16 protein-coding genes are annotated in these 24,639 nt (G+C 45.1%); 9 read left to right on the plus strand and 7 right to left on the minus strand.

Going from position 1 to position 24,639, the window contains the following annotated elements; genetic code table 11:
• Positions 1-290 precede the first annotated feature (290 nt).
• Positions 291-479 (plus strand): hypothetical protein, encoded by a 189-nt coding sequence (locus QUB10_RS29280; RefSeq protein ID WP_333206721.1) that lies wholly within the window; start codon positions 291-293, stop codon positions 477-479.
• Between the two features lie 194 nt (positions 480-673).
• On the opposite strand, the gene QUB10_RS29285 is transcribed toward QUB10_RS29280, so the two are convergent.
• Both QUB10_RS29285 and QUB10_RS29290 read right to left on the minus strand, forming a co-directional pair.
• Positions 674-2,113 carry a tyrosine-type recombinase/integrase gene (locus QUB10_RS29285; protein WP_333206722.1) on the minus strand — a complete coding sequence of 480 codons (1,440 nt, stop codon included), beginning with the start codon at positions 2,111-2,113 and terminating at the stop codon, positions 674-676.
• 136 nt (positions 2,114-2,249) lie between these two features.
• Complete coding sequence (locus tag QUB10_RS29290; protein ID WP_333206723.1) at positions 2,250-2,387, minus strand: hypothetical protein; 138 nt, start codon at positions 2,385-2,387, stop codon at positions 2,250-2,252.
• A gap of 343 nt (positions 2,388-2,730) precedes the next feature.
• Here QUB10_RS29290 and QUB10_RS29295 point away from each other — a divergent pair, with 343 nt between their 5' ends.
• From QUB10_RS29295 to QUB10_RS29320, 6 genes are all read left to right on the plus strand, one after another.
• The gene (locus QUB10_RS29295; protein ID WP_333206724.1) at positions 2,731-4,635 is read left to right on the plus strand and encodes a response regulator; all 1,905 of its coding nucleotides are present in this window, start codon (positions 2,731-2,733) and stop codon (positions 4,633-4,635) included.
• Between the two features lie 242 nt (positions 4,636-4,877).
• Positions 4,878-8,312 carry a PAS domain S-box protein gene (locus QUB10_RS29300; RefSeq protein ID WP_333206725.1) on the plus strand — a complete coding sequence of 1,145 codons (3,435 nt, stop codon included), beginning with the start codon at positions 4,878-4,880 and terminating at the stop codon, positions 8,310-8,312.
• A gap of 57 nt (positions 8,313-8,369) precedes the next feature.
• Positions 8,370-8,750, plus strand: coding sequence for a response regulator (locus tag QUB10_RS29305; RefSeq protein WP_333206726.1), 381 nt, complete (start codon positions 8,370-8,372; stop codon positions 8,748-8,750).
• A gap of 116 nt (positions 8,751-8,866) precedes the next feature.
• Complete coding sequence (locus QUB10_RS29310; RefSeq protein WP_333206727.1) at positions 8,867-9,301, plus strand: hypothetical protein; 435 nt, start codon at positions 8,867-8,869, stop codon at positions 9,299-9,301.
• A 124-nt stretch (positions 9,302-9,425) separates the two neighbouring features.
• Positions 9,426-9,806: a response regulator gene (locus QUB10_RS29315; protein WP_333206736.1), complete on the plus strand. Its 381-nt coding sequence runs from the start codon at positions 9,426-9,428 to the stop codon at positions 9,804-9,806.
• A 337-nt stretch (positions 9,807-10,143) separates the two neighbouring features.
• A complete protein-coding gene (locus QUB10_RS29320) occupies positions 10,144-10,533 on the plus strand; it encodes a response regulator (RefSeq protein WP_333206728.1) in 390 nt (129 codons plus the stop codon).
• Between the two features lie 486 nt (positions 10,534-11,019).
• On the opposite strand, the gene QUB10_RS29325 is transcribed toward QUB10_RS29320, so the two are convergent.
• From QUB10_RS29325 to gatB, 5 genes are all read right to left on the minus strand, one after another.
• Complete coding sequence (locus QUB10_RS29325; protein ID WP_333206729.1) at positions 11,020-12,252, minus strand: pentapeptide repeat-containing protein; 1,233 nt, start codon at positions 12,250-12,252, stop codon at positions 11,020-11,022.
• Between the two features lie 107 nt (positions 12,253-12,359).
• Positions 12,360-12,998 carry a Uma2 family endonuclease gene (locus QUB10_RS29330; RefSeq protein WP_333206730.1) on the minus strand — a complete coding sequence of 213 codons (639 nt, stop codon included), beginning with the start codon at positions 12,996-12,998 and terminating at the stop codon, positions 12,360-12,362.
• Positions 12,999-13,271: 273 nt separating this feature from the next.
• Entirely contained in the window at positions 13,272-13,859 is a 588-nt protein-coding gene (locus tag QUB10_RS29335; protein ID WP_333206731.1) for a Uma2 family endonuclease, read from the minus strand.
• Positions 13,860-13,898: 39 nt separating this feature from the next.
• Positions 13,899-15,065, minus strand: a complete 1,167-nt coding sequence (locus QUB10_RS29340) for a pentapeptide repeat-containing protein (RefSeq protein ID WP_333206732.1) — start codon at positions 15,063-15,065, stop codon at positions 13,899-13,901.
• Positions 15,066-15,587: 522 nt separating this feature from the next.
• A complete protein-coding gene (gene gatB, locus QUB10_RS29345) occupies positions 15,588-17,090 on the minus strand; it encodes an Asp-tRNA(Asn)/Glu-tRNA(Gln) amidotransferase subunit GatB (protein ID WP_333206733.1) in 1,503 nt (500 codons plus the stop codon).
• Positions 17,091-17,634: 544 nt separating this feature from the next.
• Between gatB and QUB10_RS29350 the strand changes: the two genes are divergently transcribed.
• Together QUB10_RS29350 and QUB10_RS29355 are read left to right on the plus strand one after the other, a co-directional pair.
• Positions 17,635-20,910: a PAS domain S-box protein gene (locus QUB10_RS29350; protein ID WP_333206734.1), complete on the plus strand. Its 3,276-nt coding sequence runs from the start codon at positions 17,635-17,637 to the stop codon at positions 20,908-20,910.
• Positions 20,911-21,281: 371 nt separating this feature from the next.
• Positions 21,282-24,494, plus strand: a complete 3,213-nt coding sequence (locus tag QUB10_RS29355; protein ID WP_333257867.1) for an EAL domain-containing protein — start codon at positions 21,282-21,284, stop codon at positions 24,492-24,494.
• Positions 24,495-24,639: the final 145 nt, after the last annotated feature.

Genomic DNA, 24,639 nt, shown 5'->3' on the forward strand with positions numbered 1-24,639 from the left:
CCCTAAAAAAAGCGATATGAAGCCAGAGTTAAAGGAGATAGTCAAAAAGCTTAAAGAGAAAAAGTTAAAGTAAGTTTCTTGGTGTATTTCCTAGAGTAGCCGCCTACAGTTGGCGGCTACTCGTAAAAATGCTGGCAGTAGCTAACCTAACCTCTCCTACTTTTAAATATTTGATATAAAATAATACATTGATTTTTTGTTCTACCGTGATAGCCGTAGCTTTTGTCGCGTTAAAGCAAGGTAAGTGTGTTATGGTTGATACATCATCGGTACACGTAAGGACAGTCACAATGAACGTTTGGACGCTAATTATTGAAGCATTTAAAATGTTGGTACAACGGGACGCTATCCTCTCAGAGCGTATCGCCGCACTTGAGGAAAAAAATGGGTTAGACGTAACAGACGAAAGTGTCACTCAGTCTCAACTACAAGAGCTGGTAAGTCGGATGTCAGAACAAACAGTTCCCCCGGTTGGCTAAATTGGTTTTCAAAGGTTAGGGTTTTGCCCGGTGTAACAACCGGGTTTTTTAGTGTGTAGGCGCCAATATTCACAAGTAGCCGCCTACAGTTGGCGCCTACGCCAGAAAATACAGGCAAAGATACAAACAGGGAGGATAAGTGACCAATAAAAAACCGCCCTTTGTGGGGGCGGTCAGTAGGGGGAGAGTAGGAGTTAAACTTCTACGATTTTAACTTTTTCATCCATTCCTAGGTAGTGCCTGAGAATTACGTCAACACTGTTACCGCAGGCGGTTGCAATGTAAAGTAGTGCATTGTTGTCATGCCTGTTAGCGTGTGCTGTGAGGGTGATATAGGTATGGCGGGTGTGATAAAGAGGTAAATACCCTGAGATTTTACCGTCATTAGCCAGTTGAGTAACCACGCCCGGATAGGTGTAGACAACCTTAGTTCCATCACTCAATTTCTGAGAATTGTTAAACCCTCGCCATTTTTTAGCGATTGCTGATTGATGTCGATACTTGCCATCCTCACTTGGAAAAACTAAGTTATTCAAGCTTTCACTTTTTAACTTTAGTAGCAATTCCCTTAATCGAGAATTCTCACTAAAGTAAAAAAATCGCATCTCACCTGTTTTAGTGTCTTTCAGTTTTCGAGTTGTCACGCCTAGTGACTTATTGAAACGAATTAGATTTCGTTCAAAATCAACATCCTTCCAAGTGAGGGGAATCGCTTCAGCAGTCCTACACCCAGTCAAAAAGTAGAACTCAATCAAGGGTGCATAAACTCTGTCACTTGCTTTTTCGGACTCATAAAAAGCCTTGATGATGGTGTCACGTTCCTCCTTAGTAAAAGCACGTCTGTCATTTTCGAGGTCTTTCTCATCCTGCACTTCATGCCATTCTTTTTCTTCCCCATTCACTATTTTAGAAGCGTACTTTTGCTGTGTTGTAACAGCGGGTGTACTGAACTTATCAAGAGTAAATGGGTTTTCGGTTGTTGGATTAACTAACATCCCTTTAATTTTTGAAAAATCAAAGGCTCGATTGAGTTCGTTTATGAAATATGTCTTGCGAGACATCTTCATATTTTCTATTGCAATTAGAATGTTAGCCTTGTCATCCAATCGAAAAACAGATAAATCTATTCCTGATTGAATATGTTTGTTAGTTTTCCTGTCCCATACTTTACCCAAAAGGGTGTTGGACATCGTTTTAAAAACATCTACAAAGGTTGATTCCTCAATAACAGTTTTTTTCCATTCCAAGTAAGCTTCCCACATCTCCCCTACAGTGATTTCGGGTTCAGGTTGTTTAGCACCTGGTAGTTGAAGTACATCGGCTAGCTTGGCATACTTACCCCCCCCTAAGCCGTACTTGGCAAGGGTAGGGTCAAATAACTTTTCCCATTCAGGGTGGTCGAGGTCGGACTCCATTGCTATAGCTAGTTGGGTAGCCCGCTTCCAATCTTCTGGGTTGTCGGCGCTAAAGCCGTACTTGGTGAGATACAGGTAGTTGGGCTTCCCTTTAAGGGATTTACCCTTTAACTGTTCCCAGAGAGGAGTATGGCGCTTCGGGAAGGCTAGTCGGAGTGAATTGCCGTCACGGGTAACGCTAACATCACAGGACTGTTGAGGACGTTTGTCAGCTCTCATTGGTTGTTTCTCCTGAAACTATTGGTTTATCAAGGTTCTGGGTTTTCTAGACGGATTCTAGATTTTTGCTCTAGCTTTCATTTTTACAAGTAGGCGGCTACTGTAGCTGTCTACTTTCTAGAATAGCATAACGTATTCATCCCCGACCTGTAAAGTCGGAGGATGAAGGATAATTTGTTTGGGAGGGCGATCGCTCTTTTTGGGGCGATCCCCTTCCCGATAGCTTCGCTTCACGCTCTTTTTGACCAAGAATTTCAAAGGTGGTACCCGCCACGTGATTTATCCGTGGAATCAATCGAAAATCGAAAATCGAAAATCCTCAAGCCCCCGCATTTATCTCGCGCAAGTCAATCTAAAATCTAAAATCTAAAATCTAAAATCGCTTGACCCGATTCGGAAGCACAGGCGAGACGCCCGTGCCACGATGGACGCAGATGGATGGATGGGGGATCAGTCTTATCTAAACTGCGGAAGTGACAGCAATTTTTAGGTGATTTGACTGCAAAAATGGTAAGCTAAAAGCAGTAGTAACGGGTATGAGTGATTTCGTTAAAAGCAACGCTTAGACCTGACCTCAAAGTGCGTCGATCGCATGGGAATTGAACCGCACAGCTAAAATGAAGAAGTCTCCGATAAAAATTCTGCTAGTAGAGGACGATCGATTGCTGAGTGCAACACTGGCTAAGGTGTTGGAAGCAAATCATTATGGGTTCGATCGGGCAAATGATGGACAAGTGGGCCTAGACTTGGCAGCAGAAATTGAGTATGACCTGATTTTGTTAGACGTGCAGGTTCCCAAACTAGATGGAATTAGTCTATGTCGGCAATTGCGATCGCAAGGCTACTGCAAACCGATCCTGTTAATCACGGCTAAGGATTTAGATGCGGAGGTGGTGGCTCTTCTCGATGCGGGAGCCGATGATTACATCAGCAAGCCTTTTGCTACGGAAGTATTACTGGCCAGGATACGAACTTTATTGCGACGCAGTAAAGCACTTTCCCCAGGAGGTTCTACTCAGAATTCAGCGGCTAATACATTGACTTGGGGAGAGCTTTGTTTAGATTTAGAGTCTGGTAGAGTGACATTTTGCGAACAAATAATTTCACTGACACCGACCGAATATAATCTGCTGGAATTATTACTGCGAAATCCCGATCGCATTTTTAGCCGCAGTGCCATTTTGGATCGGCTGTGGGGATTTGATGACGCACCAACCGATCGCGCTATTATCACTCATATTAAGGATGTCAGAAAGAAATTGAAGGCCGGTGGCTTAACTGAAGAAATCATCGAAACAGTTTATGGCATGGGCTATCGACTGAAACCGTACACCCAATCTGCGCCCTTTAACTTCAACAAGTTGGTGACAAAAAGTATCCAAAAACATCAATCTCGCGGGGTAGATAAGTCTGAGAGCGACAAAGTGTTAGAGCGGTTTCGGGGAGGCTTTAACCAACAAATTGCTCTATTGGAACAGGCAAAAACAGCTCTATTAGCAGGAAATTTAGCAACAGAATTACAGCAAGCGGCAAAACATGAAGCTCATAAATTAGCCGGATATCTGGGATCTTTTGGTTATCCCGAAGGCTCGAAATTGGCACGCTCTGCAGAGCATTTGCTAATAAACGATCGCTCTTTAACTGCTGAGGAAATTACCCGCTTCTCGGAATTGGTGACAGAATTACAGCAGGAATTAGCCACAACACCTATTAGATCAACGGCTGCACCAGTTTCTACTATTTCAAGTTTTAACTATCGGGTTTTGGTAGTTGATGATGATGCTGCATTAACGGAGCGATTGACAGTAGAATCGGAAGCTGGGGGATTGCGGATGAAAATTGCACCGAATATTACTGCTGCCCGATCGCATCTTGCCTTGTCAATGCCCGATGTGATGTTACTAGATTTAAGTTTTGCAGAGACAGAGGAAGATGGATTGACGCTACTGCGAGAACTGACCGAGCGATCGCCTACTCTTCCTATAATTGTCTTTACCGGACGAGATAGTCTTGCCGATCGCTTGGCAGTATCGCGCTTAGGTGCTAAGCAATTTCTCCACAAACCTGCAACCACCGAGCAAATTTTTCGAGCCATCGCTCGTGTTCTACCGAGTCCTAAAACTTCAGAAGCCAAAGTCTTAATCGTAGATGATGACCCTGTGATGCTGGTTATATTATCAGCGTTACTGACTCCTTGGGGAATTGAGGTGACAACTCTCAAAGAACCACAGCAATTTTGGGAGGTGTTAATTAGCACTAAGCCCGATTTAGTAGTGCTGGATCTAGAAATGCCGATCGTCAGTGGCTTAGAATTGTGTCAGGTCGTCCGACAGGATATCCAATGGGAAAATTTACCGATTTTGGTGGTGACAGCCCATACCGATCCAGAATCTCTCCAACAAGCCTTTGCAGCGGGAGCCGATGATTTTATTACCAAGCCGGTACTAGGGCCTGAATTAGTCACGCGGGTACTCAGCCGAATCAAGCGCACTCGTCCTGTACTTCAGGGTGGGAATACTTAAATAAAACTTATACCAATTTTTTATGAGGCCCCGTAGAATCCGATCACCCTGGCGCCCCCCGCGGGAGGGGAGTAGGGGGTGGGACAAGATTCCGATCAAAGTCAACCCCTACTCCCCAACAATCAGGGGTATGCGAGGGGGATCGAGATATGTGCAACTTCACATTAAATTGGTATTACGCACAAGGGCTAAAAACCCGGTTTTTGCCTCAATGTAAAAAATGTAATTAATTAAGTAGATTCATGATAGAACATACTGATGAAGATTATGGGAAATGGCAACAACAGCCACAGCCAATCCTGGCTAAAACAGCACTTTCTCTCTCCGCATCCCTTAAACTAGAAGATATTCTCAACACTACGGTAACTGACCTCAGAAACATTCTGCAATGCGATCGCGTAATTATCTTCCAATTTGCTCCCGACTGGAGCGGAAAGGTTGTGGTAGAGTCAGTTGGTTCAGAATGGACAGCAATCTTATCGACTCAGATACACGATCCTTGCTTTGCTGAAAGCTATATCGAACCCTTCAAACAAGGCTTATTTACCTCTAAATCTGATATTGATAGTGCCGGAATTGATACTTGTCACCGGGAATTCCTGGCAAATTTTCAAGTGAGAGCTAACCTGGTTATTCCTATCCTTGAGGGAGAAGAACTTTGGGGATTATTGATTGCCCATCACTGTCCAGAACCTCGCGAATGGCAACCCTCAGAAATTGAACTCATGCGACAGCTAGCAACTCAAATTGGAATTGCCATTCAGCAAGCTGATTTATTTGATCGAGTACAAACGGAACTGAGGGAGCGACAACAAGCAGAAATTGCCCTACAACAACTCAATACTGAACTCGAACAACGAGTCATAGAACGGACTGCTGAACTCACTGAAATCAACCATAGCTTGCAACAATATATCAATCAAGTTGAAGACCTCTATAATAATGCTCCCTGTGGCTATCATTCCCTAGATGCAGCAGGAACAATAATTCGGATTAATGATACAGAACTGAAGTGGTTAGGCTATACCCGCGATGAAATCGTGCATAAGAAAAATTATAGGGATTTAATGACATTGGAAAGTAAAAAAAAATTTGATCTAAACTTTCCCTTATTTAAGAAACAAGGATGGCTAGAAAATTTAGATTTTCAGATTTTGAATAAAAACGGGAAACTTATTTGGATCAACTTAAGTGCTACAGCAATTTATGATGAAGCAGGTAACTTCATGATGAGTCGTTCTAGCGTATTTGATATCACCGAGCGCAAACTTACTGAAGAAGCCTTTCGCCAATATGAACGAATCCTATTTCATACAACAGATATGATTGTACTGATGAATAGCAACTATATTTATCAAATAGTTAATCAAGCTTATTTGACTTGGTGCAACAAATCTGAAAGCGAAGTTATCGGAAATTCTGTTAGAAATATCCTGGATGCAGACGTATTCGATCACTTGATTAAACCTAGGTTAGACAGATGTTTGGCTGGCGAAACAATTCAGTATGAAAACTGGTTTGACTCTCCCAATTTAGTCAGGCAATTTTTGAGCGTTACCTATACGCCTTTACGTGATATAGGCGAAAAGATTGTAGGGGTAATCGTCAGTCTGCGCGATCTGACTAAACTTAAACAAGCCGAACAAATGCTTGAGCTTCAGGCTGTCATTACCCGCAACATGGCAGAAGGCATTTGTTTAGTAAGAGCAGATAATGCAGCCATTGTCTATGCCAATCCTAAATTTGAGCGGATGTTTGGCTATGACTTTGGCGAACTTAACGGTCAACACGTTGCGATTCTCAACTATGGCAGCGAATCGGTAAGTCCTGAAGATGTAAATCAAGCTATTCGGTCTGCCGTTTTACAAAACAGTGAATTCAGCTATGAAGTTCAGAATGTCAAGAAAGATGGGACTCCATTTTGGTGTAGTGCAACTTGCTCTGTATTCAATCATTCCGAGTATGGCGATGTTTTGGTGGCCGTTCATCAAGATATTACAGTAGCGAAGTACCTCGAAGAAGTTCGACAAGAGGCGGAAGCAGCCTTACTACAGAAATCCCGAAAGGAACATTTGCTCTGGAGGATTACTCAAGGGATTCGCCAATCTTTGGATCTGAATGCCGTTCTAAATACTGCTGTTACTGAAATCAGGCAGACATTACAAACCGATCGCACTGCCATTTATCGATTTAATCATGATTGGAGTGGTGATTTTATTTTCGAGTCAGTTGGTGAGGATTGGGTAAAGCTGATAGGAAGCGATCTTCAAAACAATTGTGTAGATACCTATCTGCAAGAAACTCACGGCGGTCGATTCCGAAATAATGAAAGTTTTGTGGTTAATAATATTTACTGCTCTGAACTTCAACCCTGTCATATCGAGCTAGTGGAACAATTGCAAGCAAAAAGTTATGCAGTTTTCCCGATATTTTTGATAGAAAATCTCTGGGGTTTGTTAGCTATATACCAAAATACGGCACCTCGTCAATGGCAATCGTGGGAAATAGAATTACTTGAACAGATTGCCAGCCAATTGTCGATCGCCATTCAGCAATCCCAACTCTACCGACAACTTCAGGTCGAACTGCAAGAACGTCAGCAAGCCGAAGCAACGATCCGAGAAGCCGAACGACGCTGGCGATCGCTCTTGGATAACGTGCAGTTGATTGTTGTCGGACTTGATATAGAGGGAAATGTCAATTACGTTAATCCTTTCTTCTTGAAAATTACGGGATATACTTACCTCGAAGTTATGGGAAAAGATTGGTTTAAAAACTTCTTACCCTGTTCTCTTCAAGCATCGATTAAAGTTGTTTTTTCGGAAGTTTTAGCCCACAAATATCATCCCTATTGTCAAAATCCTATCTTGACAAAATCGGGTGAGGAACGATTTATTGCTTGGAACAATACCATGCTGCAAGATTCAGAGGGAAACATCATTGGAACTATCAGCATTGGGGAAGATATTACCGAACGACAAAAGCTAGAACAGATTAAAAATGAGTTCATTGGTATTGTCAGCCATGAACTTCGCACTCCTTTGGCAGGAATTCAAATGTCATTGGGACTAATAAAAAGTGGGGTTTATGATAAAAAGCCCGAAAAATCTAGACGGATGATTGAAATTGCCCACCTCGATACCAATCGATTAGTGAACCTGGTTAATGATATTTTAGATTTGGAGCGCCTAGACTCCGGGCGGGCAATTGTGGAGAAAACCGTTTGCCAAGCTGCCGATTTGATGCAGCAAGCAGTAGATAGCATGCAGGCGATCGCAACTCAACAGCAGATCTCATTAATCGTTACCCCCACCGCTGCTGAAGTCTGGGCAACAAGAGATGCGATCGTCCAAACCTTAACAAATTTGCTCAGTAATGCGATTAAATTCTCACCTGCCGATTCTACAATTCATCTGAGTGCCCAAAACCAGACAGACTTTGTGCTGTTCCAAGTTAGTGATCGCGGACGAGGCATTCCAGCAGATAAACTAGAACTGATTTTTGGGCGATTTCAGCAAGTTGATGCCTCCGACTCCCGCGAAAAAGGAGGCACCGGTTTAGGTTTAGCAATCTGTCGCAGTATAGTTGAGCGACATGGTGGCAAAATCTGGGCCGAAAGTATCTTAGGTGAAGGCAGCACATTTTGCTTCACCCTACCCTTACCCACCATTGAATAACCCTTAGATTCATCTGTAGCATCAATCCGAAATCCAAAATCTAAAATCCAAAATCCGATGACACACAGACACATTCTAGTTGTTGACGATGAAGAACACCTTCGGGAACTTGTGCAAGCCTGCTTAGAAGATTTAGGCGGATGGGAAACAGTGGGGGCAGCATCGGGAGAGGAATGTTTACAAATAGTGCAAATAGAACAACCCAACGCTATTTTGCTGGATATATCAATGCCAGGAATGGATGGGTTTGCTGTGTACGAGAGCCTCCAGTCCGATCCGATTACCCGATCGATTCCAGTGATTCTGCTGACAGCGAAAGTCTTGCCCAGCGATCGGGCTAAATTTGCCGAAATGGCGGTAGCTGGGGTAATTGCCAAACCGATCGAACCCATCACCCTGACGGAAGAAGTAGCAGAGATTTTGGGATGGGTTGAATAACTTTCACCCTTTTTGTGAATTTTTGTAACAATAACGGAATCTTTACCAATTCCTTACCGTTGCTATTTAGTCTTCTGTTATGCAGCTAACAGTTCTTGGCATTAGGAGGAGACTCAATGAATGCTTTTCAGGCTTTGAATGATATAAATCAGGATCTCGCAGGTTCATTTTCCCGTTTTCCCACTGGTTGTCAGCAATCCACACTTTGGATTGCTCATACAGAGGAAACACCGATCGCAGGTATTAAAATTCAAGAAAAGAAGCTGACACTGATCCTTAAAGTTCACATTCCTGACATTCATCTTGTCAAATTGAATCTCCAAATCACTCCTGAAACTGTTTTAATCCAAGGTCAACATACCGAAGCTGTGGGAGTAGAAGGTTATTTACTTCCTAGTAGATTTCAAAGTCTCCTCCCGTTGCCCCACCGCGTACATCCTGAAATCTATGGGACTGAAATACACTCTGATGGTTTAACCATTCAGCTTGCTAAAGAGTTGAGCATTCCGCCATCCAAAGTTCGGATTCAACTCTCAGATACACATCTTTGAGCGATTGCTTAAAGATCTGTATTTGAGACCCAATTGGCAACCGAAAAATTGATTTCTAATCAACAAAAAAATGAACACTTTGCAACTACCTAATTATGATCGCAGTCTCCTGCCCGAAAACAAGATGATAGGGAAGCAAATTCTCATCGTTGATGACCAAGAACACCTCCGCGAACTGGTACAGTTGTGCCTGGAAGACCTCGCGGGATGGAATACCCTGGTGGCGGCATCAGGACAAGAATGTTTACAAATCCTACAAACAGAACGACCTAATGCTATTTTGCTGGATGTATCAATGCCGGGAATGGATGGGTTTGCTGTGTACGATCGTCTCCAATCCGATCCCATAACTCGATCGATTCCAGTGATTCTGCTGACAGCAAGAGTTCTGCCGAGCGATCGGGCTAAATTTGCCGAAATGGGTATTGCTGGGCTAATCCCCAAACCATTTGAAGCCACTACCCTGCCGGGAAAAGTGGCAGAGATGTTGGGATGGGATGATTGACAATCAAGCATCCAGGATACCCGCCACGTGATTCATTCCAACGCGCAAACTCAGGACCCAGAAATAAAAAACCTGTATCCGATGAAACTTGCCGAACGTATTTATCCCTAGGGTCAATGCTTCAATTCTTTAATCTAAAATCTAAAATCTAAAATCGATTGACACTCCCCGGTATGGCAGACCCAGGATTCTTAAGAATTTACAATCTTAATATTCCTCTTGGTAGGCTTCCCAAACTCACCCTGGGGGCGTGACAACCCCGCCAAACACCCAGACAGGGCTACTATTTTACAGGCTTTTGTTCAAAAAATAAATGAAGCGTTTGTAAGTTATTGGTATGACTACAAAAAGACTTTTATTAATTCACAAAAATCCGACTATAGGGGAGGTAATCCAGGCTTGCTTGACTGATTTGGTAGGTTGGAAAGTCGAAGTTGCTGGTTCGACTTTAGAAGGCTTGCGAGAAGCAAGTTCCTATCAGCCAGATGCGATTATTTTGGAGGTTTCTATCGGCGAAATAGATGGAGTGCGATTTCTCAAAGAACTAAAAACCCAACCAGAAACCCAAGGGATTCCGGTTCTGGTGCTAACTCTCAAAGCCAAATGGTCAGATTTACAACAGAGTTGGTTCCACAAATCTCAACTTGCAGCAGCGATCGTCAATCCTCTCGAGCCAACTATGCTTGCCGTTGAGATTGCGAAGGTGTTAAGTTGGGATTTAGACTGACTATCCTCTCTGGGAACCTGGGAATTGTTGGATACAATTTCTCTCAGTTATTGCTATTTTTACGAAATATTTCGATTTGCATCAATTCCTTAACAACCTTGTATTCTTTACCAAATCTTTACTTCTTACCTCTAAATTCATAGAGTTGCTGCTTCAACCCAGCTTACAGCACTTGGCAACAAGAGACAAATACACTTTCGATAAAAAAGAGGTTTTTATGACAAGCTGTCCTTGCTGCACTAATCAAATGCTGCGTCACCTTCGCCACAGTCAAGTATACTGGTTTTGCCGTCAGTGTTGGCAAGAAATGCCTGTTTCCCCTCTTAACAGCTACGGTTCATCGCTCTCTATAAATGTAGTTAGAGAGTTAGGATTAAGAAGCAACTTTTTTAAGAGGCGATAGTTTAAAGGTGAAATTCCATCGCACAGGCGAGACGCCCGTGCCACGATGGATGCAGATGGAGGAAAGGGATTCCCACTTAGCGACTAAACCTCTTCAAAAATCGCGCCCCGCTGCTGTAGATTCACCTGCATCTCCTCATCGATTCCTGAATTATTCCCGAATCTGGCTGACTCGACATTCGCACCACTGAAATTAGTATTTGTTAAGTTCACTTCCAGCAGATTTGCGTCGCTCAAATTGGCACCGCTGAGGTTAGCTAAAGCTAGACTTGCTTTGTGCAAATCTGCACCGCTTAAATCAGCATTTCCTAAGAAAGCACCACTCAAATCTGCACCACCGAATTTGGCATTTTGCAGGTTGGCGTCGCTGAAATCGGCATCGTTTAAGGTTGCACCCCGGAAATTTGCCCGATCGAGATTTGCGCTGCTAAAATCCACTGCACTTAAAGTCGTTCCGCGCAAGCTGCTACCCGCGAAATCTAGTGCGGGATTGAGATTGGCGATTTTTGCCAACTCTGCAAAGTTGTCGGTTTCAGCGGAAATAATGCGATCGACCATTTCCTGCAATTCCGATTCAGCTTCCGGGAGAATTTCCACTTCGCGCGGTTCAACGGGAGGCAAATTGTAGGAGAATAGCGCCCAACTGAGAGCAGGTTGGAGTTTATTTGCTTGCAGGTATATAGTCAGGATTCTTTCTAAAACCGAATGTTGATTTGGCGTGATTTCGTGCGGCCACAAACCCTCAGCATCTGTGAGATTAATATCTTCTTTAGCCACTTCAAAAGCCGCCGCAATCCGAAATTCTTTGGCAGTAATTTCTCCCAGCTTAGCACTTTTTAGCAAACCTTTTAATACTGATTTGCCTTGTTCTACTGCAAAAATCCAAGCTGGCGTTGTATCATCGCTGATTGTGGAAACGTGACAAAATATGCTCTCTGTTTCCTTAGTTTTTTCCGCCTTCTCCCCGCCCTGAACTCCCCGCTGACTTTCGGTTACTAAAATTTCTGCACTGCTTTGAATGGGCCGGGTTTCTTCAATTGGCAAAAGCTGGAAAGAACCGACTAACTGACGTGATGCTACGGGTATTTCGCAGTTTTCTAGATAGAGTTTGAGCGTTCCGCCTTGCAGACCAAATTTGACGCGACCACCTAGCAGGGGTTCCCAATGCTCGTTAAAATTCAGACTCAAGTGAATGTCGAGCTGCTGGGTTTGGGGTGCAACCGATGGAACTGGAATTGCTTCTAATTGCATCCACAAGCAATCTGGGTATTTGTTGTGAGACTCTAGCGATCGCATATCGGGTAGAATTGCTGGCACTCCCAGCCTGTAATTGATATTTAAATTAGTTTATCATCTCTATTTTATCACAACACAGCTTTTTTTTCTGGGTAAAATTGTAAATTTTGTTTAATTTGAGCCGCCAGTCATTGGTTTTGCTGAATTTGGCTTTTTACCCAATTCCGAAAGGCTTTCACTAATTCCAAATAGTCCATTGTTTCGGCTTGTTCCAAAAATCTAACAATCTCTAATATCGGTAAGCTGGGAAATGCTAAACTGATCTCGCCCTCAACGTATTCTCCATTTTCCAATCTGTTAATTCTGAGTCGCAGTCCATTATAAATCCAAACTTCCGGCACTCCCAAATCCGCATAAATCTGCAAACTATTTTCCGAACGGCTGGTAATATCAATTTCCACCACTAAATCCGGCGGCGGATCTTGATTCATGTCCAGTCTTTTTTTGCCTTTAACTGCACTAACATTTTGGATGTAAAAACATTCATCAGGTTCTACACCGCTAAGTTCAGGACGCTTGAAAGTTGTGGAACCCCGGGGGGCAATGTTGAGTTCCAATTCTTCTGCTAGGGTTTCAACAAATCGACCCATTACTTTTTTGTAAAGTTCGTGTTCTGGAGAAGGTACCATAATTTTCAAATTGCCACGATTATATGTCAGTCGAATTTGCCGATCGCCGATTTCGGCAAGCAAATTTTCGTAGGTTTGCCAACTGATACCCGATAGCTGGACGCTTTGTTCTGGGGGGGCGAGAGTTTGAGCAGTCATCTGATTTTAGATTTTAGATTTTAGATTTTAGATTTTTCCCGCGAATAAATCCGGGGTCAGAAACCAAATTGTTTTGGATGATAGCGATTAAAAGGGCCGGTTTTTGAGATTGTCAATTATTGGCAGATATTTTTCGTGAACCCGCCCCTACCGTATTAGGGGTAATCGACCGGACATAATATCATTTCTTTGCACTTTTACATTATATCCTCGAAAAAAGCTCGATCGCTCTTTAATTATTGAGTTAAAATATGTGCTATCGAGCCAGAATGTTTAGTCACCCCTCTGCGCCGGAAATACCGAAGACAAATCCAGAGACAAATCGGGAAAACCCGGAATTACCACCGTCTGATTTGGCAAAACCACTCGTTGCAATTGATAACTATAACTCCCGTTTTGTTTCTGATAAGGTTCGCTGTGCATTTCCAGTTGAATATCTACCAAATTAAATATCCAATAATTAGAAATCCCCGTCTCAGCATAAAGAGACAACTTGGTTGTGCGATCGTACTTCAACGTAGAATCCGAAACCTCAATTACCAACAAAATCTCAGCAGGCTGCGGGTGAGAAGAGAAATAACGATCAGCTCGATTGCGGGCAATCACAACATCAGGCTCTGGTTCGCTATCATCAGACAAAATAATTGGCTCTTGTGCGCGCACAAGAGCGCGTCTTGCCAGTAAAATGATTAACTCCTGAACTAAAAGACTGTTACAAAAAGAGTGCAGCCTACCTTTAGCAGCCATGATAATAATTTCTCCGCGAATCAATTCAACTCGGTCATCGGGGGCGAAAAATCCCAGTTCTCCCAAACGGTGATATTCGGCGATCGAGAATCGTTTTACAGTTACGGCAGTCATAGCTTTTCTTACCCTCTACAATTACCAACCTTTCCCATTCTACTCAAAAATTCCGCCCCGTGCCCTCAATTCAACCTTCAGGGCTTCCGAAATTCCCACACAACCAAAAAACTTCGCATTTTCCACCACCGTATTTTTCAAATCAGCGCGGCTCAAATCAGCACCGTTTAAAATCGCACCACTCAAATTTACACCGCTTAAATCAGCATTCTTGAAATCAGTATTTGTCAAATTTGCATTTACTAAAATCGCATTCGGTAAATAAGCACTGCTCAAATTAGCGCCGGTTAAATTTGCACCGCTCAAATTCGCCCTGGGCAGCTTTGTCCGCAAATCAGCACCGCTCAAATTGGCGCTGCTGAGTTCAGCATCCCGCAAATTAGCATTGCACAAATTAGCATCAATTAAAATAGCAGCGCTCAGCAAAGCACCGCTGAGATCGGCCAAAGTCAAATCTGCTCCCCGGAGGTTGGTTTCGCGCAAATCCGCACCGTTAAAATCAGCGTAGTGCAAGTCAAAACCGCTTAAATTAGCCCCAGCAAAATCCTCAATCGGATTCAAACCAACTGTTTCTGCAAGTTGTACAAAACTCTTATTTTTATCCATTAAAAACAGTTCCCGCACGATCGCCAATTGCTCCTGTCGGTACTCGTCGGCCTTCTCATAATCTGCTAAATACTTGTAACCGAGCTTCAAATTCTTGAGAGCATTGCGCTCAATGCGATCGTCCTTGCTGGCGCGCGCGATCGACAACTGCTGGTGATAGCATTCGATCGCACCAGGCAAATCTCCATTAGCATCGTAAGCTAGCGCCAAATTGCCCAAAGTTTCCAACTCAGAGCGCCCGTCGCCAGTGTCCCGCGCGATCGCCAAACGCTGCTGCTGGTAATCAATAGCACCAGAAAAATCCTCAAGAGCACAGCAAGCATTGCCCAGATTTCCCAAAGCATTTGCCTCGCCCCGGCGATCCCCAATTTCCCGCGCTAACACCAAATGCTGCTGGTAGCACTCGATCGCCTGAGCATAATTTCCCAGCGCTTCGTAAGCTACGCCCATATTACCCAGCGCCGCACCCGATCGGCGCTGATCGTCCATTGAGCGATACAGCGCCAGCGCTTCCTGCCAAGAACCCAGCGCCGCCTCAAATTGGCGTGCCTGATATTGCGAAATCCCCTGCTTGATTAGCTCGCTAGCTTGTTCGCTCATAATGTCAAAATTAGTTAATAACTAAAGTTGATATTAATCGACTCAAAGCGGTAATTGCTAATCGGTAATCAGTAATCGGGAATCGGTATGGCCAACCCCCCTCTCCCCCATCCGTATTTTCACGTCCGTGGAAAAAAAAAAGACAAAAAAAAGAGAGAGCTACCTAAGTAACTCTCTCTGCCATCAGGGTGCATCTACATAACACAATATAACACGGTCAGGATGAGGGGTGTCACCCCCAAACGTGAAGATGTTGTAAAGAAATGTATATTAATTATAAAGTTACCATCCAGGGATCGCGGCGAGATCGGGAAAAACCGATCGCCCGCCGCTGTATCCGCTACACGACCCCCTTAACCAGGGCTGTTTCCTTCGACCTAGGGGCCGTGCCAAGAGTGCCGGCCCTCTTGGTCTGATCTGCCGATCGAATCCTCTAGGTCGGGGGTAGGCACTCTTGGCACTACCCCTACAAAATTCATGTTTTTGGTGAGAATTAAACAGCCCTGCCCCTTAAGGACTTGCTTAACCTGGGGCGTTAAGCTTCGCCACCAGCAGCTCATTGGTCAGTTTGGGATCGGCCCGGCCGCCGGTTTCCTTCATCACCTTGCCGACAAAAAAGCCCAGCAGCTTAGTTTTGCCGCCTCGGTACTGTTCGAGCTCCTTGGGATTGGCGGCTAACACCGCATCGATCGCTCGATCGATCGCCCCAGTATCCGAAATTTGAATCAAACCCTTGCTTTCAACAAACTTCTGAGGCGAACCACCATTTGCCAGCAACTCCGGCAAAATATCCTTAGCGATTTTGCCACTGATCGTACCTGCCTCAATTAGCGCCAGCAGTTCGGCTAAATCCTGCGGTTGGAAAGGAATTTCTGCGATCGCCAGCTTTTCATTTTTCAGATAAGCAGTAATATCGCCCATCACCCAATTCGCTGCTTGTTTAGCCACAGCGCCGGCGGCGATCGATTTTTCAAAATACTCCGCCACCGCTTTGTCGTCAGTCAGCACCCGCGCGTCGTAGGGAGAAAGACCGAGCTCAGTTTCGTAGCGATGGCGCTTCATGGCCGGCAATTCCGGCAGTTGAGCTTGCCAATCCTGCAATTGCTCTGCCGAAACTTTGATCGGAGGTAAATCCGGTTCCGGGAAATACCGATAATCGCTTGCACCTTCCTTAATCCGCATACTGAAAGTACACTGCTTGTTTTCATCCCAAAGCCGCGTTTCTTGGACGATGGTTTCGCCATTTTCCACAGCTTGAATTTGTCGCTCGATCTCGTAATCGATCGCCCGTTCGATCGCATTAAAAGAGTTCATATTTTTAATTTCCACCTTCGTGCCGAACTCTTTTTGGCCAACCGGGCGCACGGAAATATTCACGTCGCACCGGAGCGAACCTTCCTGCATATTCCCGTCGCCAACACCGATGTAGCGCACGATCCGGCGCAATTCTTGACCGTATTCGGCAGCTTCCGCGCCCGATCGCAAATCCGGTTCCGAAACAATTTCGATTAGAGGCACACCGGCGCGGTTGTAATCCACCATTGAATAAGTTGAACCGCTCAACCGATCGCTGCCGCCGTGAACCAATTTTCCGGCATCTTCCTCCATGTGCAAGCGAGTGATCCCGATTTTTTTTCTAGTAGAATTTCCCGTCTCATCCACGAGTTCAATTTCTAGCCAACCGTTAGTAGCGATCGGCAAATCGAACTGAGAAATTTGATAATTTTTCGGCAAATCGGGATAGAAATATTGCTTGCGGTCAAACTTACTGTAAGGTGCGATGGAGCAGTTGAGAGCCAGCCCTGCTTTCACCGCATACTCCAGCACTTTTTGATTTAATACTGGCAATACTCCCGGCATTCCCATACAAATTGGGTCAATGTTAGTATTTGGGGCATTGCCAAATTCGGTAGAAGAACTGGAGAAAATTTTAGTATTCGTACTCAATTGACAATGAGTTTCTAGACCGATAATGGCTTCGTACTGAGTTTGGTTTTTTATCGAAGAGGGTGCAGCAGCAGTCATAAGCAATTTAAAAGACTGAATAACTTTAGATTTTATTTTAGCTTTTTATTGACCAAAGTGATTGGAGAGTATTTGTAGGTAGGGGCGGTTTCATTTGTGCCAACAAGCCCCTCACACCCGCATTCGGGCTGGTTTAAACCCCTGCCGGAATCGGGAAAAGCGCCTTTCGTTTAGTAGAGACAGCGTTCGGCACACACAATGCCCTGCTACAGAGTTGCGATGCGATCGACGCCCCGATCCACGCCGATCTCCTTTGGATCGCCCCCAAACAACAACTCTGTGCAAAAATATACTTAGCGCCTGCTCCTGCCCGCACCCTTCCCTTACCCAGGAGAGTTTTAGATCGATCCACCACAATTGCCGATCGATCTGCACCCCAAATCCTTTGACTGGCTGTATTTAATAACGCCCGCCGCCTCCAACGATCTGCTCCACGCACAGACTAAAAATTAAAAATGTATAATTTAACAGGAAATTACATATTTTTAATTTTTAAGCTTTAATTTTGAATTCTAAAAGTAACACTTGCCTAAGTGTCAAAACTATGCGTGAAATTCCAGTTAAAAGTGCCACACTGTTTCAGAACAGCATCACTGAGCTAGAAGAGGCGGAATCAGCCCTCGAACTCGCTTGGAACGAACTCGAAAAACAAACAGCAGAAACCATTGCTGACATTGCCAACGCCGGCTCAGCAAATACACAGGAACTTAGCGATCGCTTGGCCAGGGCGAAGCAACTCCGGCAGCAACTTCAAACTCAAATAAAAAAAGCCAACTCGCGGCGGGAATTTCACCTAGAAAACTCACCAATGGCAGTTGTAGAGTGGGACAGCGAATTTCGGGTAATGCGGTGGTCGCCAATGGCCGAACAAATATTTGGCTGGAGTGCAGCAGAAGTAATGGGCAAATACTGGCACGAATGGTCAATAGTTTATCAAGAAGACTTCGAGGAAGTCTGCGCCGTCACAAATCAACTGTTAGAAAGCAGAGAAACCCGCAACGTTTGCCGCAACCGCAACTATACCAAAGATGGCGCAGTAATTTACTGCGAATGGTACAATTCTGCACTAATCGATGAATCGGGAAGAGTAGTTTCAATTCTCTCTTTTGCCAGAGACATAACCGATTTCCACCGCGCTCAAGAAGAACTGCATCGGCGCGAACAAGCTTTCAGCGCCATCGCCGAAAATGCGACCGATATTATCGCCCGGTTCGATCGCAAACTACGCATCCTTTACATCAACCACGCAGTAGAATCAGCAACCGGAAAAGCCCCCGCAAAATTGATTGGCAAAACCAACCAAGAATCAGGAATGCCGCCGCACTTGTGCAACCTGTGGGATGAGGCTTTTATGAAAGTTTTGGGTATCGGCAAACAAGAAACCATAGAATTTGAGTTTCTCACTCCCGATGGCATAAAACATTACCACTGTCGAGTCATTCCCGAATTTGCTGAAGACAATTCAGTAGAAACAGTTTTATCCATCTCCCGCGACATTACAGAACTCAAACAAGTCGAATCCCAGTTGCGGCAAAGCGAATCCAAATTTAAAGCCATAGTTGATTCTAACATGATCGGCCTAATTTTTTGGGATCTTAACGGCAGCATTACAGATGCCAACGCCGCTTTTTTAAACACGGTAAATTATACGCGGGACGAGCTGCTTGCCGGAAGAGTTAACTGGCAAGAAATGACACCACCAGAATACGTGCGTTTAGACACAGAAAAAGTTGCCGAACTGAAGGCTAGAAATACGGTTGTTCCCTTTGAAAAAGAATTTATATGCTCCGATGGTAGCCGCGTTCCTGTGCTGCTGGGTAGCACATTTTTAGAAGGAACAAAGCAGTTAGGCGTCAGTTTTGTGCTGGACTTGAGCGAGCGCAAGCAGGCAGAATTGGAACTGCAAAAACATCAGCAACTTTTAGAGAGTATTGTTACAACTATACCTAACTTTCTCTACATTTACGATGCAGTTGAAAACACAAATATTTATGCAAATGAATCGGTCACAGCCATACTGGGATACACTCCCCAAGAATTGCAAGATTTGGGTAAAGACGCTGTAGCCAACTTAGTTCATCCCGATGATCTGTTAAAGCTAATTACAGATATGGAGCGACTAAAACACAGCAGAAATCCCGATGAAACGGATGACAGAGACTACAGAATCAAACACAAAAATGGGGAATGGCGCTGGGTGCACGATCGCTCCAAACTTTTCAAAAGAACCGCTGACGGACAAATTTTACAATTTATCGGTTCCGTACTCGACATCAGCGATCGCAAACAAGCCGAAGAATCATTAAAACAGCAAAAAGAACTGCTGCAAACTATCTTCGACAACGTGCCGATTATGCTCGCCTTCTTAGACAAAAACAGTCAAATAAACTGGGTAAACAGCCACTGGGAAGAAGTGCTAGGCTGGAGTTTGGCAGAAATCAAAAACCGGGATATCTGGGCAGAATTTTATCCGCAGCCAGAATACCGTCAATATGTTTGGGATGGAATCAAAGCAGCAAATCAGAACTGGAGCGACTTCAAAACAAAAGTTAGAGACGGGCGCATTATCGACACTTCTTGGGCAAATGTTCGTCTTTCCGATGGCAGGTGTATCAGCATTGGTCAAGATATTACCGAACGCAAACGAGTAGAAGCTGAACTTAAAGAACTCAACGAAACTTTAGAAGCTCAAGTCGCGCAGCGTACCGCAGAATTAGAAACTTTTTTTGATGCTTTGCCCGATCACATTTTTGTGGTAGATAGCGAGAATATGCGCCTGTCTTTTGTTAACCAATCGGTGGTCATAACTGCTGGATTAAATAGCAGAAAAGAGATGGAGGGCAAGACGGTTGTTGAATGTTTTTCTCCCGAAATTGCTGCAAAATTTTGTAGAGAAAATCTGGAGGTATTTGAAACAGGTAAAACTATGCACTTGCAGGATAAATTTGTGATTGCTGGCGAGACTATTTACTACGATACTTTTAAAATTCCCCTCAGAAATCTCGACGGCGAGGTTTATGCTTTAATTGGCACTTCTCGCGATATCACTGAGTTGGTAGAGACAAAACAAGCTTTGTCAGAACGCACAGAGCAATTAGAAGCTGCCAATCAAGAATTAGAATCTTTTTCTTACTCAGTTTCCCACGACTTGCGCGCACCTTTGCGACACATTTCAGGTTTTGTAGAAGCGTTGAAACAGCGGCTAGAATTAACTGAGGCTTTGAGCGATCCCAAAATAGTTCACTATATGGAAGTAATTGAAGACAGCAGCCAAAAAATGAGCCTGTTGATTGACGGTTTGCTCGCCCTGTCGCGGGTGACTCGCAGCGAGTTGAGGCAAATTCCGATCGATCTGAGCCGTTTGGTACAAAATGCGATTAAATTGACTAGACCACCAACTGTCGCAGATCCGGCCCAAACTCCCCACAGCGTTGAATTTGCCGTCGGAGATTTGCCGACAGTAATGGGAGATCCAACCTTGCTGCAACAGGTGTTCAGCAACTTGATTAGCAACGCCGTCAAGTTCAGCCGCGGACGCACTCCGGCTACAATAGTTATTGAGGGTTTACCTGATGGGACGATTTTTGTCAAGGATAACGGCGTGGGTTTTCCGATGGAATATGCCGATCGCCTGTTTGGAGCCTTTCAGAGGCTGCACTCCCAGAGAGAATTTGAAGGTACGGGCATCGGTTTGGCGATCGTCCAGCGGATTATTCACCGCCACGGCGGCACGCTTTGGGCCGAAAGCCTACCTAGTCAAGGAGCCACGTTTTACTTTAAACTAGGGCAAACAATCTCAAACGGTAATATAGATTCATAAGTTAAGTGTATAAGAGTTTTAAATTCAGAATTTAAAACTCTTATACACTTAAATAAGTCACAATCGGTGAGAGCATCCGAATTTTGGTGTTACCGGAGTATTCACTGTCAGGGATGGAAGCGAAAAATCTAGGCTGGGCTGTGCAAGATGCTCGTACTCCTAAAAAACGCTCTTTTAAAAATTGGGATAATCCCCAATCGGTTCTGCCAGCCCTCGACTGCCGATGCTAAATAAAGGTCTTGCGAGTAGAGTATATAATTGATTTGGCTAAAAATAACTAAAAATATCGAGATAAAATTAACAACCAAACTTAGTCTAAAAAATTACTATCACAAACACGAATAACCAATTAAAAAGATCCCCAATACCTTATGTTAGATATAAATCAGACCAACTATCTACTAAAAATGGTAGCGGAATCAACATTAAAATTGTTGATTATCGAAGACATGGCAGAAGATATGGAATTAATAGTGCTCGCCTTAGAAGCGGGGGGGGTAAATTTTAAGTGCGACACGGCAGAAACAGCAACAGAGTGCAGAAAACTGCTTGAGAATTGCCAGTACGATGCTGTACTCTCAGATTACCGCCTCCCCGGCTTCAACGGTTTAGAAGTATTGAAATTAATGCAGGAATTAGGGCAAGACATACCCTTAATTTTAGTAACGGGAAGTTTGGGAGAAGAAGCTGCCGTTGAGTGCATAAAAGCCGGAATGACCGATTATGTATTAAAAGGGCGGCTGTTTAGGTTGCCAACAGTCTTAGAACGATCACTCCAAGAATACAAAATGCGGCGCCAGCAACAAGAAGCGATCGCCCAAATTCAGCGGCAAGCGACTCGTGAAGCGATCGTCAACCGCATCGTTCAAGCCATGCGCTTCACCCTTGTACTCGACGAAGTGCTGCAAACCACCGCAGATCAACTGCACGAAGCTCTCGAAATCAGCGGCTGCGCGATATTGCAGCCAGATGCTGAGGGCTGGATCGGGATTCGCTACATGAGCTTAAAGGCAGCCGACAGAGAACGGGCGATCGGTCTAAATTGCGACTTTGCCCAACACTATCGCTTCTCCCTCGCCCGCGGAGAAACGATCGCCCTCGCCGAGTTATCGACTCTGGGCCCGGAACTGCAAGCATCAGCGGAATTTTTAGGGTTTCACTCGATCGCGATCGCACCGCTGCTCTACCAGCAATCATTTTTGGGAGGAATTTGCCTCTACCAGTGCGATCGAGCCCGCTCTTGGACTACAGAAGAACTATCGCTAGTCAAAGCCATATCCGATCAGTGCGCGATCGCGATCCACCAAGCCGAACTCTACCAACAAGCCCAAACCGAACTTGCAGAACGCAAGCGCGCCGAAGCAGCAGTCTGCGGCATCCAGCAGCAGCTAGCCACAATGGCAGCCAACATTCCCGGCTCAGTGTACCGCACCGTGCTGCATCCAGATGGCACAATCTCCCTGCCCTACATCAGTCCGGGCGTGCGCGAAGTTACTGGGATCGGCGCCGAAGAAGTGATTTCGCACCCGGAACTGTTGACCGAAATCATCCATCCAGAGGACAAAAGCTCGTGCGACAGCCGCGTAGCAGCATCGAGAGCGAGTCTTTTGCCGTGCGATCGCCAGTACCGCATCGTTCTGAGATCTGGGGAGGTCAAGTGGGTGCAAGACAGCGCTAAATTTTCCAAAAACGAAAACGGCGACGTAATTATAGACGGAGTAGCCCTCGACATCAGCGATCGCAAACAAGCAGAATCAGCCCTGCGCCAAAGCGAACAGCGATTTCGCTCGCTGATTGAAAACGCCACAGACATCACGATCATTCTCGACGCCGAAGGAATCTTCCGCTACATCAGCCCTTCCGTCAAGCGAATTTTAGGGTACGCGCCCCACCAGGCGATCGGCCGCAGCGCCTTAGAAATAGTTCACCCCGACGACAGCGCCACGATCACCGAAACCCTCCACAAAGCCATTGAAAACCCCAAAAGAAGCCAGTGCCCAGTTGAGTACCGAGTCCGCCACCGCAACGGTTCCTGGTGTTATGTAGAAGCTGTAGCCACCAACTTGCTGTACGATCCCGCAGTCGAGGGAATCGTGATTAACTGTCACGACATCACTCAGCGCAAACTCGCCGAAGAACAACTGCTGCACGATGCTTTTCACGACGCCCTCACCGGATTGCCCAACCGATCGCTATTTACCGATCGGCTCGAACACGCTCTGAGGATGGCAAAACGGCGCAAAGACTACTTGTTTGCGGTGCTGTTTCTCGATTTAGATAGATTTAAAGTAGTCAACGATTCCCTCGGCCACGCCATCGGCGATCAACTGCTAGTATCGATCGCGCGGCGTCTGGAAGCTTGTCTGAGGCCCGGAGATACAGTGGCCCGCCTTGGAGGAGACGAGTTTGTGCTGTTGTTAGAAGACATCGAGGGCATCAATGAAGCTACCACCATTGTCAACCGCCTGCACAAGAAAATCACCTCCCCTATCCTTCTAGACGGACACGAAGTATTTATCACCGCCAGCATCGGCATAGCTTTGAGTTCTGGCGAATACCTGGAACCGACAACCCTGCTGCGCGACGCCGACACAGCAATGTACCGCGCCAAAGAACTCGGCAGATCCCGACACGAAGTTTTCAACAGTTCCATGCACGCCCACGCTTTGCGGCTATTGCAGCTAGAAAACGACCTGCGGCGGGCGATCGAATCAATTAGAGAGCCGGCCAGAGAAGAAGACTTTCCCCCATTCCCCGAATCAGCCTTACCTCCCTTATCCGCAGCGCCCCAGTTTATTATTCACTACCAGCCGATCGTGTCGATCGCCACTAACACAATTACCAGTTTTGAGGCCCTAGTGCGCTGGCAGCATCCAGAACGCGGCTTAGTTTCCCCCGGCGAATTCATCACCATCGCCGAAGAAACCGGCTTGATCGTACCCTTGGGCCGCTGGGTACTCCGCACAGCTTGCCACCAAATCCGCCAGTGGCAGCAGCTATTTCCCAGCAACCCCCCCTTAAGCGTTAGCGTCAACATTTCTGTCAAACAGTTTTCTCAGCCAGATTTAATCGAATACATCGACCAAGTTCTCGCAGAAACTCACCTCGACGGCAGCAGTTTAAAACTAGAAATTACCGAAAGCGTACTCATAGAAAATTCCGAATCAGTAACAGCAATGCTGGTGCAGCTCAGAACCCGAAACATACACTTGTGCATTGACGACTTCGGCACCGGCTATTCATCGCTTTCCTACCTGCACCGCTTCCCCACCAATACCTTAAAAATAGACCGCTCTTTTGTTAGCAGGATGGGAGGTGAGTTCGATTTCAGTAAAGGAGGCATTGACCCGACAGAAATTGTGAGATCGATCGTTACTTTGTCCCACAATTTAGGCATGGATGTAGTAGCCGAAGGAGTCGAAGAATCCTCGCAACTATCTATACTAAAAGCGTTAAAATGTGAGTACGCCCAGGGATTCTTTTTCTCAAAGGCAGTAGACTCTCAAACTGCAGCAGCCCTAATCCGACAGCAAGCAGAAAATCAGAAATTGCTGACATTTAGTTTGTTAGAGAAAGGCCAGTGAACTACCCACACTAAATCGAAACGATTATAGTGTGGGTTTCTAACATCACAGAGGAATGCCTCAGAACAGACTTGCGTCCAATCTTTGGTCTTACTTCCCCTCCGTTAGCAAAAACGGCTGTTCCATCCGTCTGTAGTATCCTGAT

The organism is Microcoleus sp. B5-D4, from assembly GCF_036705145.1.
Classification (GTDB): Bacteria; Cyanobacteriota; Cyanobacteriia; order Cyanobacteriales; family Microcoleaceae; genus Microcoleus.

What these genes read in the sequence shown, in the direction of transcription:
- QUB10_RS29280 (WP_333206721.1), top strand. Translation starts at nt 291, where the DNA reads ATGAACGTTTGGACGCTAATTATTGAAGCATTTAAAATGTTGGTACAA.
- QUB10_RS29285 (WP_333206722.1), bottom strand. Translation starts at nt 2,113, where the DNA reads ATGAGAGCTGACAAACGTCCTCAACAGTCCTGTGATGTTAGCGTTACC.
- QUB10_RS29295 (WP_333206724.1), top strand. Translation starts at nt 2,731, where the DNA reads ATGAAGAAGTCTCCGATAAAAATTCTGCTAGTAGAGGACGATCGATTG.
- QUB10_RS29300 (WP_333206725.1), top strand. Translation starts at nt 4,878, where the DNA reads ATGATAGAACATACTGATGAAGATTATGGGAAATGGCAACAACAGCCA.
- QUB10_RS29305 (WP_333206726.1), top strand. Translation starts at nt 8,370, where the DNA reads ATGACACACAGACACATTCTAGTTGTTGACGATGAAGAACACCTTCGG.
- QUB10_RS29310 (WP_333206727.1), top strand. Translation starts at nt 8,867, where the DNA reads ATGAATGCTTTTCAGGCTTTGAATGATATAAATCAGGATCTCGCAGGT.
- QUB10_RS29315 (WP_333206736.1), top strand. Translation starts at nt 9,426, where the DNA reads ATGATAGGGAAGCAAATTCTCATCGTTGATGACCAAGAACACCTCCGC.
- QUB10_RS29320 (WP_333206728.1), top strand. Translation starts at nt 10,144, where the DNA reads ATGACTACAAAAAGACTTTTATTAATTCACAAAAATCCGACTATAGGG.
- QUB10_RS29330 (WP_333206730.1), bottom strand. Translation starts at nt 12,998, where the DNA reads ATGACTGCTCAAACTCTCGCCCCCCCAGAACAAAGCGTCCAGCTATCG.
- QUB10_RS29335 (WP_333206731.1), bottom strand. Translation starts at nt 13,859, where the DNA reads ATGACTGCCGTAACTGTAAAACGATTCTCGATCGCCGAATATCACCGT.
- QUB10_RS29340 (WP_333206732.1), bottom strand. Translation starts at nt 15,065, where the DNA reads ATGAGCGAACAAGCTAGCGAGCTAATCAAGCAGGGGATTTCGCAATAT.
- gatB (WP_333206733.1), bottom strand. Translation starts at nt 17,090, where the DNA reads ATGACTGCTGCTGCACCCTCTTCGATAAAAAACCAAACTCAGTACGAA.
- QUB10_RS29350 (WP_333206734.1), top strand. Translation starts at nt 17,635, where the DNA reads ATGCGTGAAATTCCAGTTAAAAGTGCCACACTGTTTCAGAACAGCATC.
- QUB10_RS29355 (WP_333257867.1), top strand. Translation starts at nt 21,282, where the DNA reads ATGTTAGATATAAATCAGACCAACTATCTACTAAAAATGGTAGCGGAA.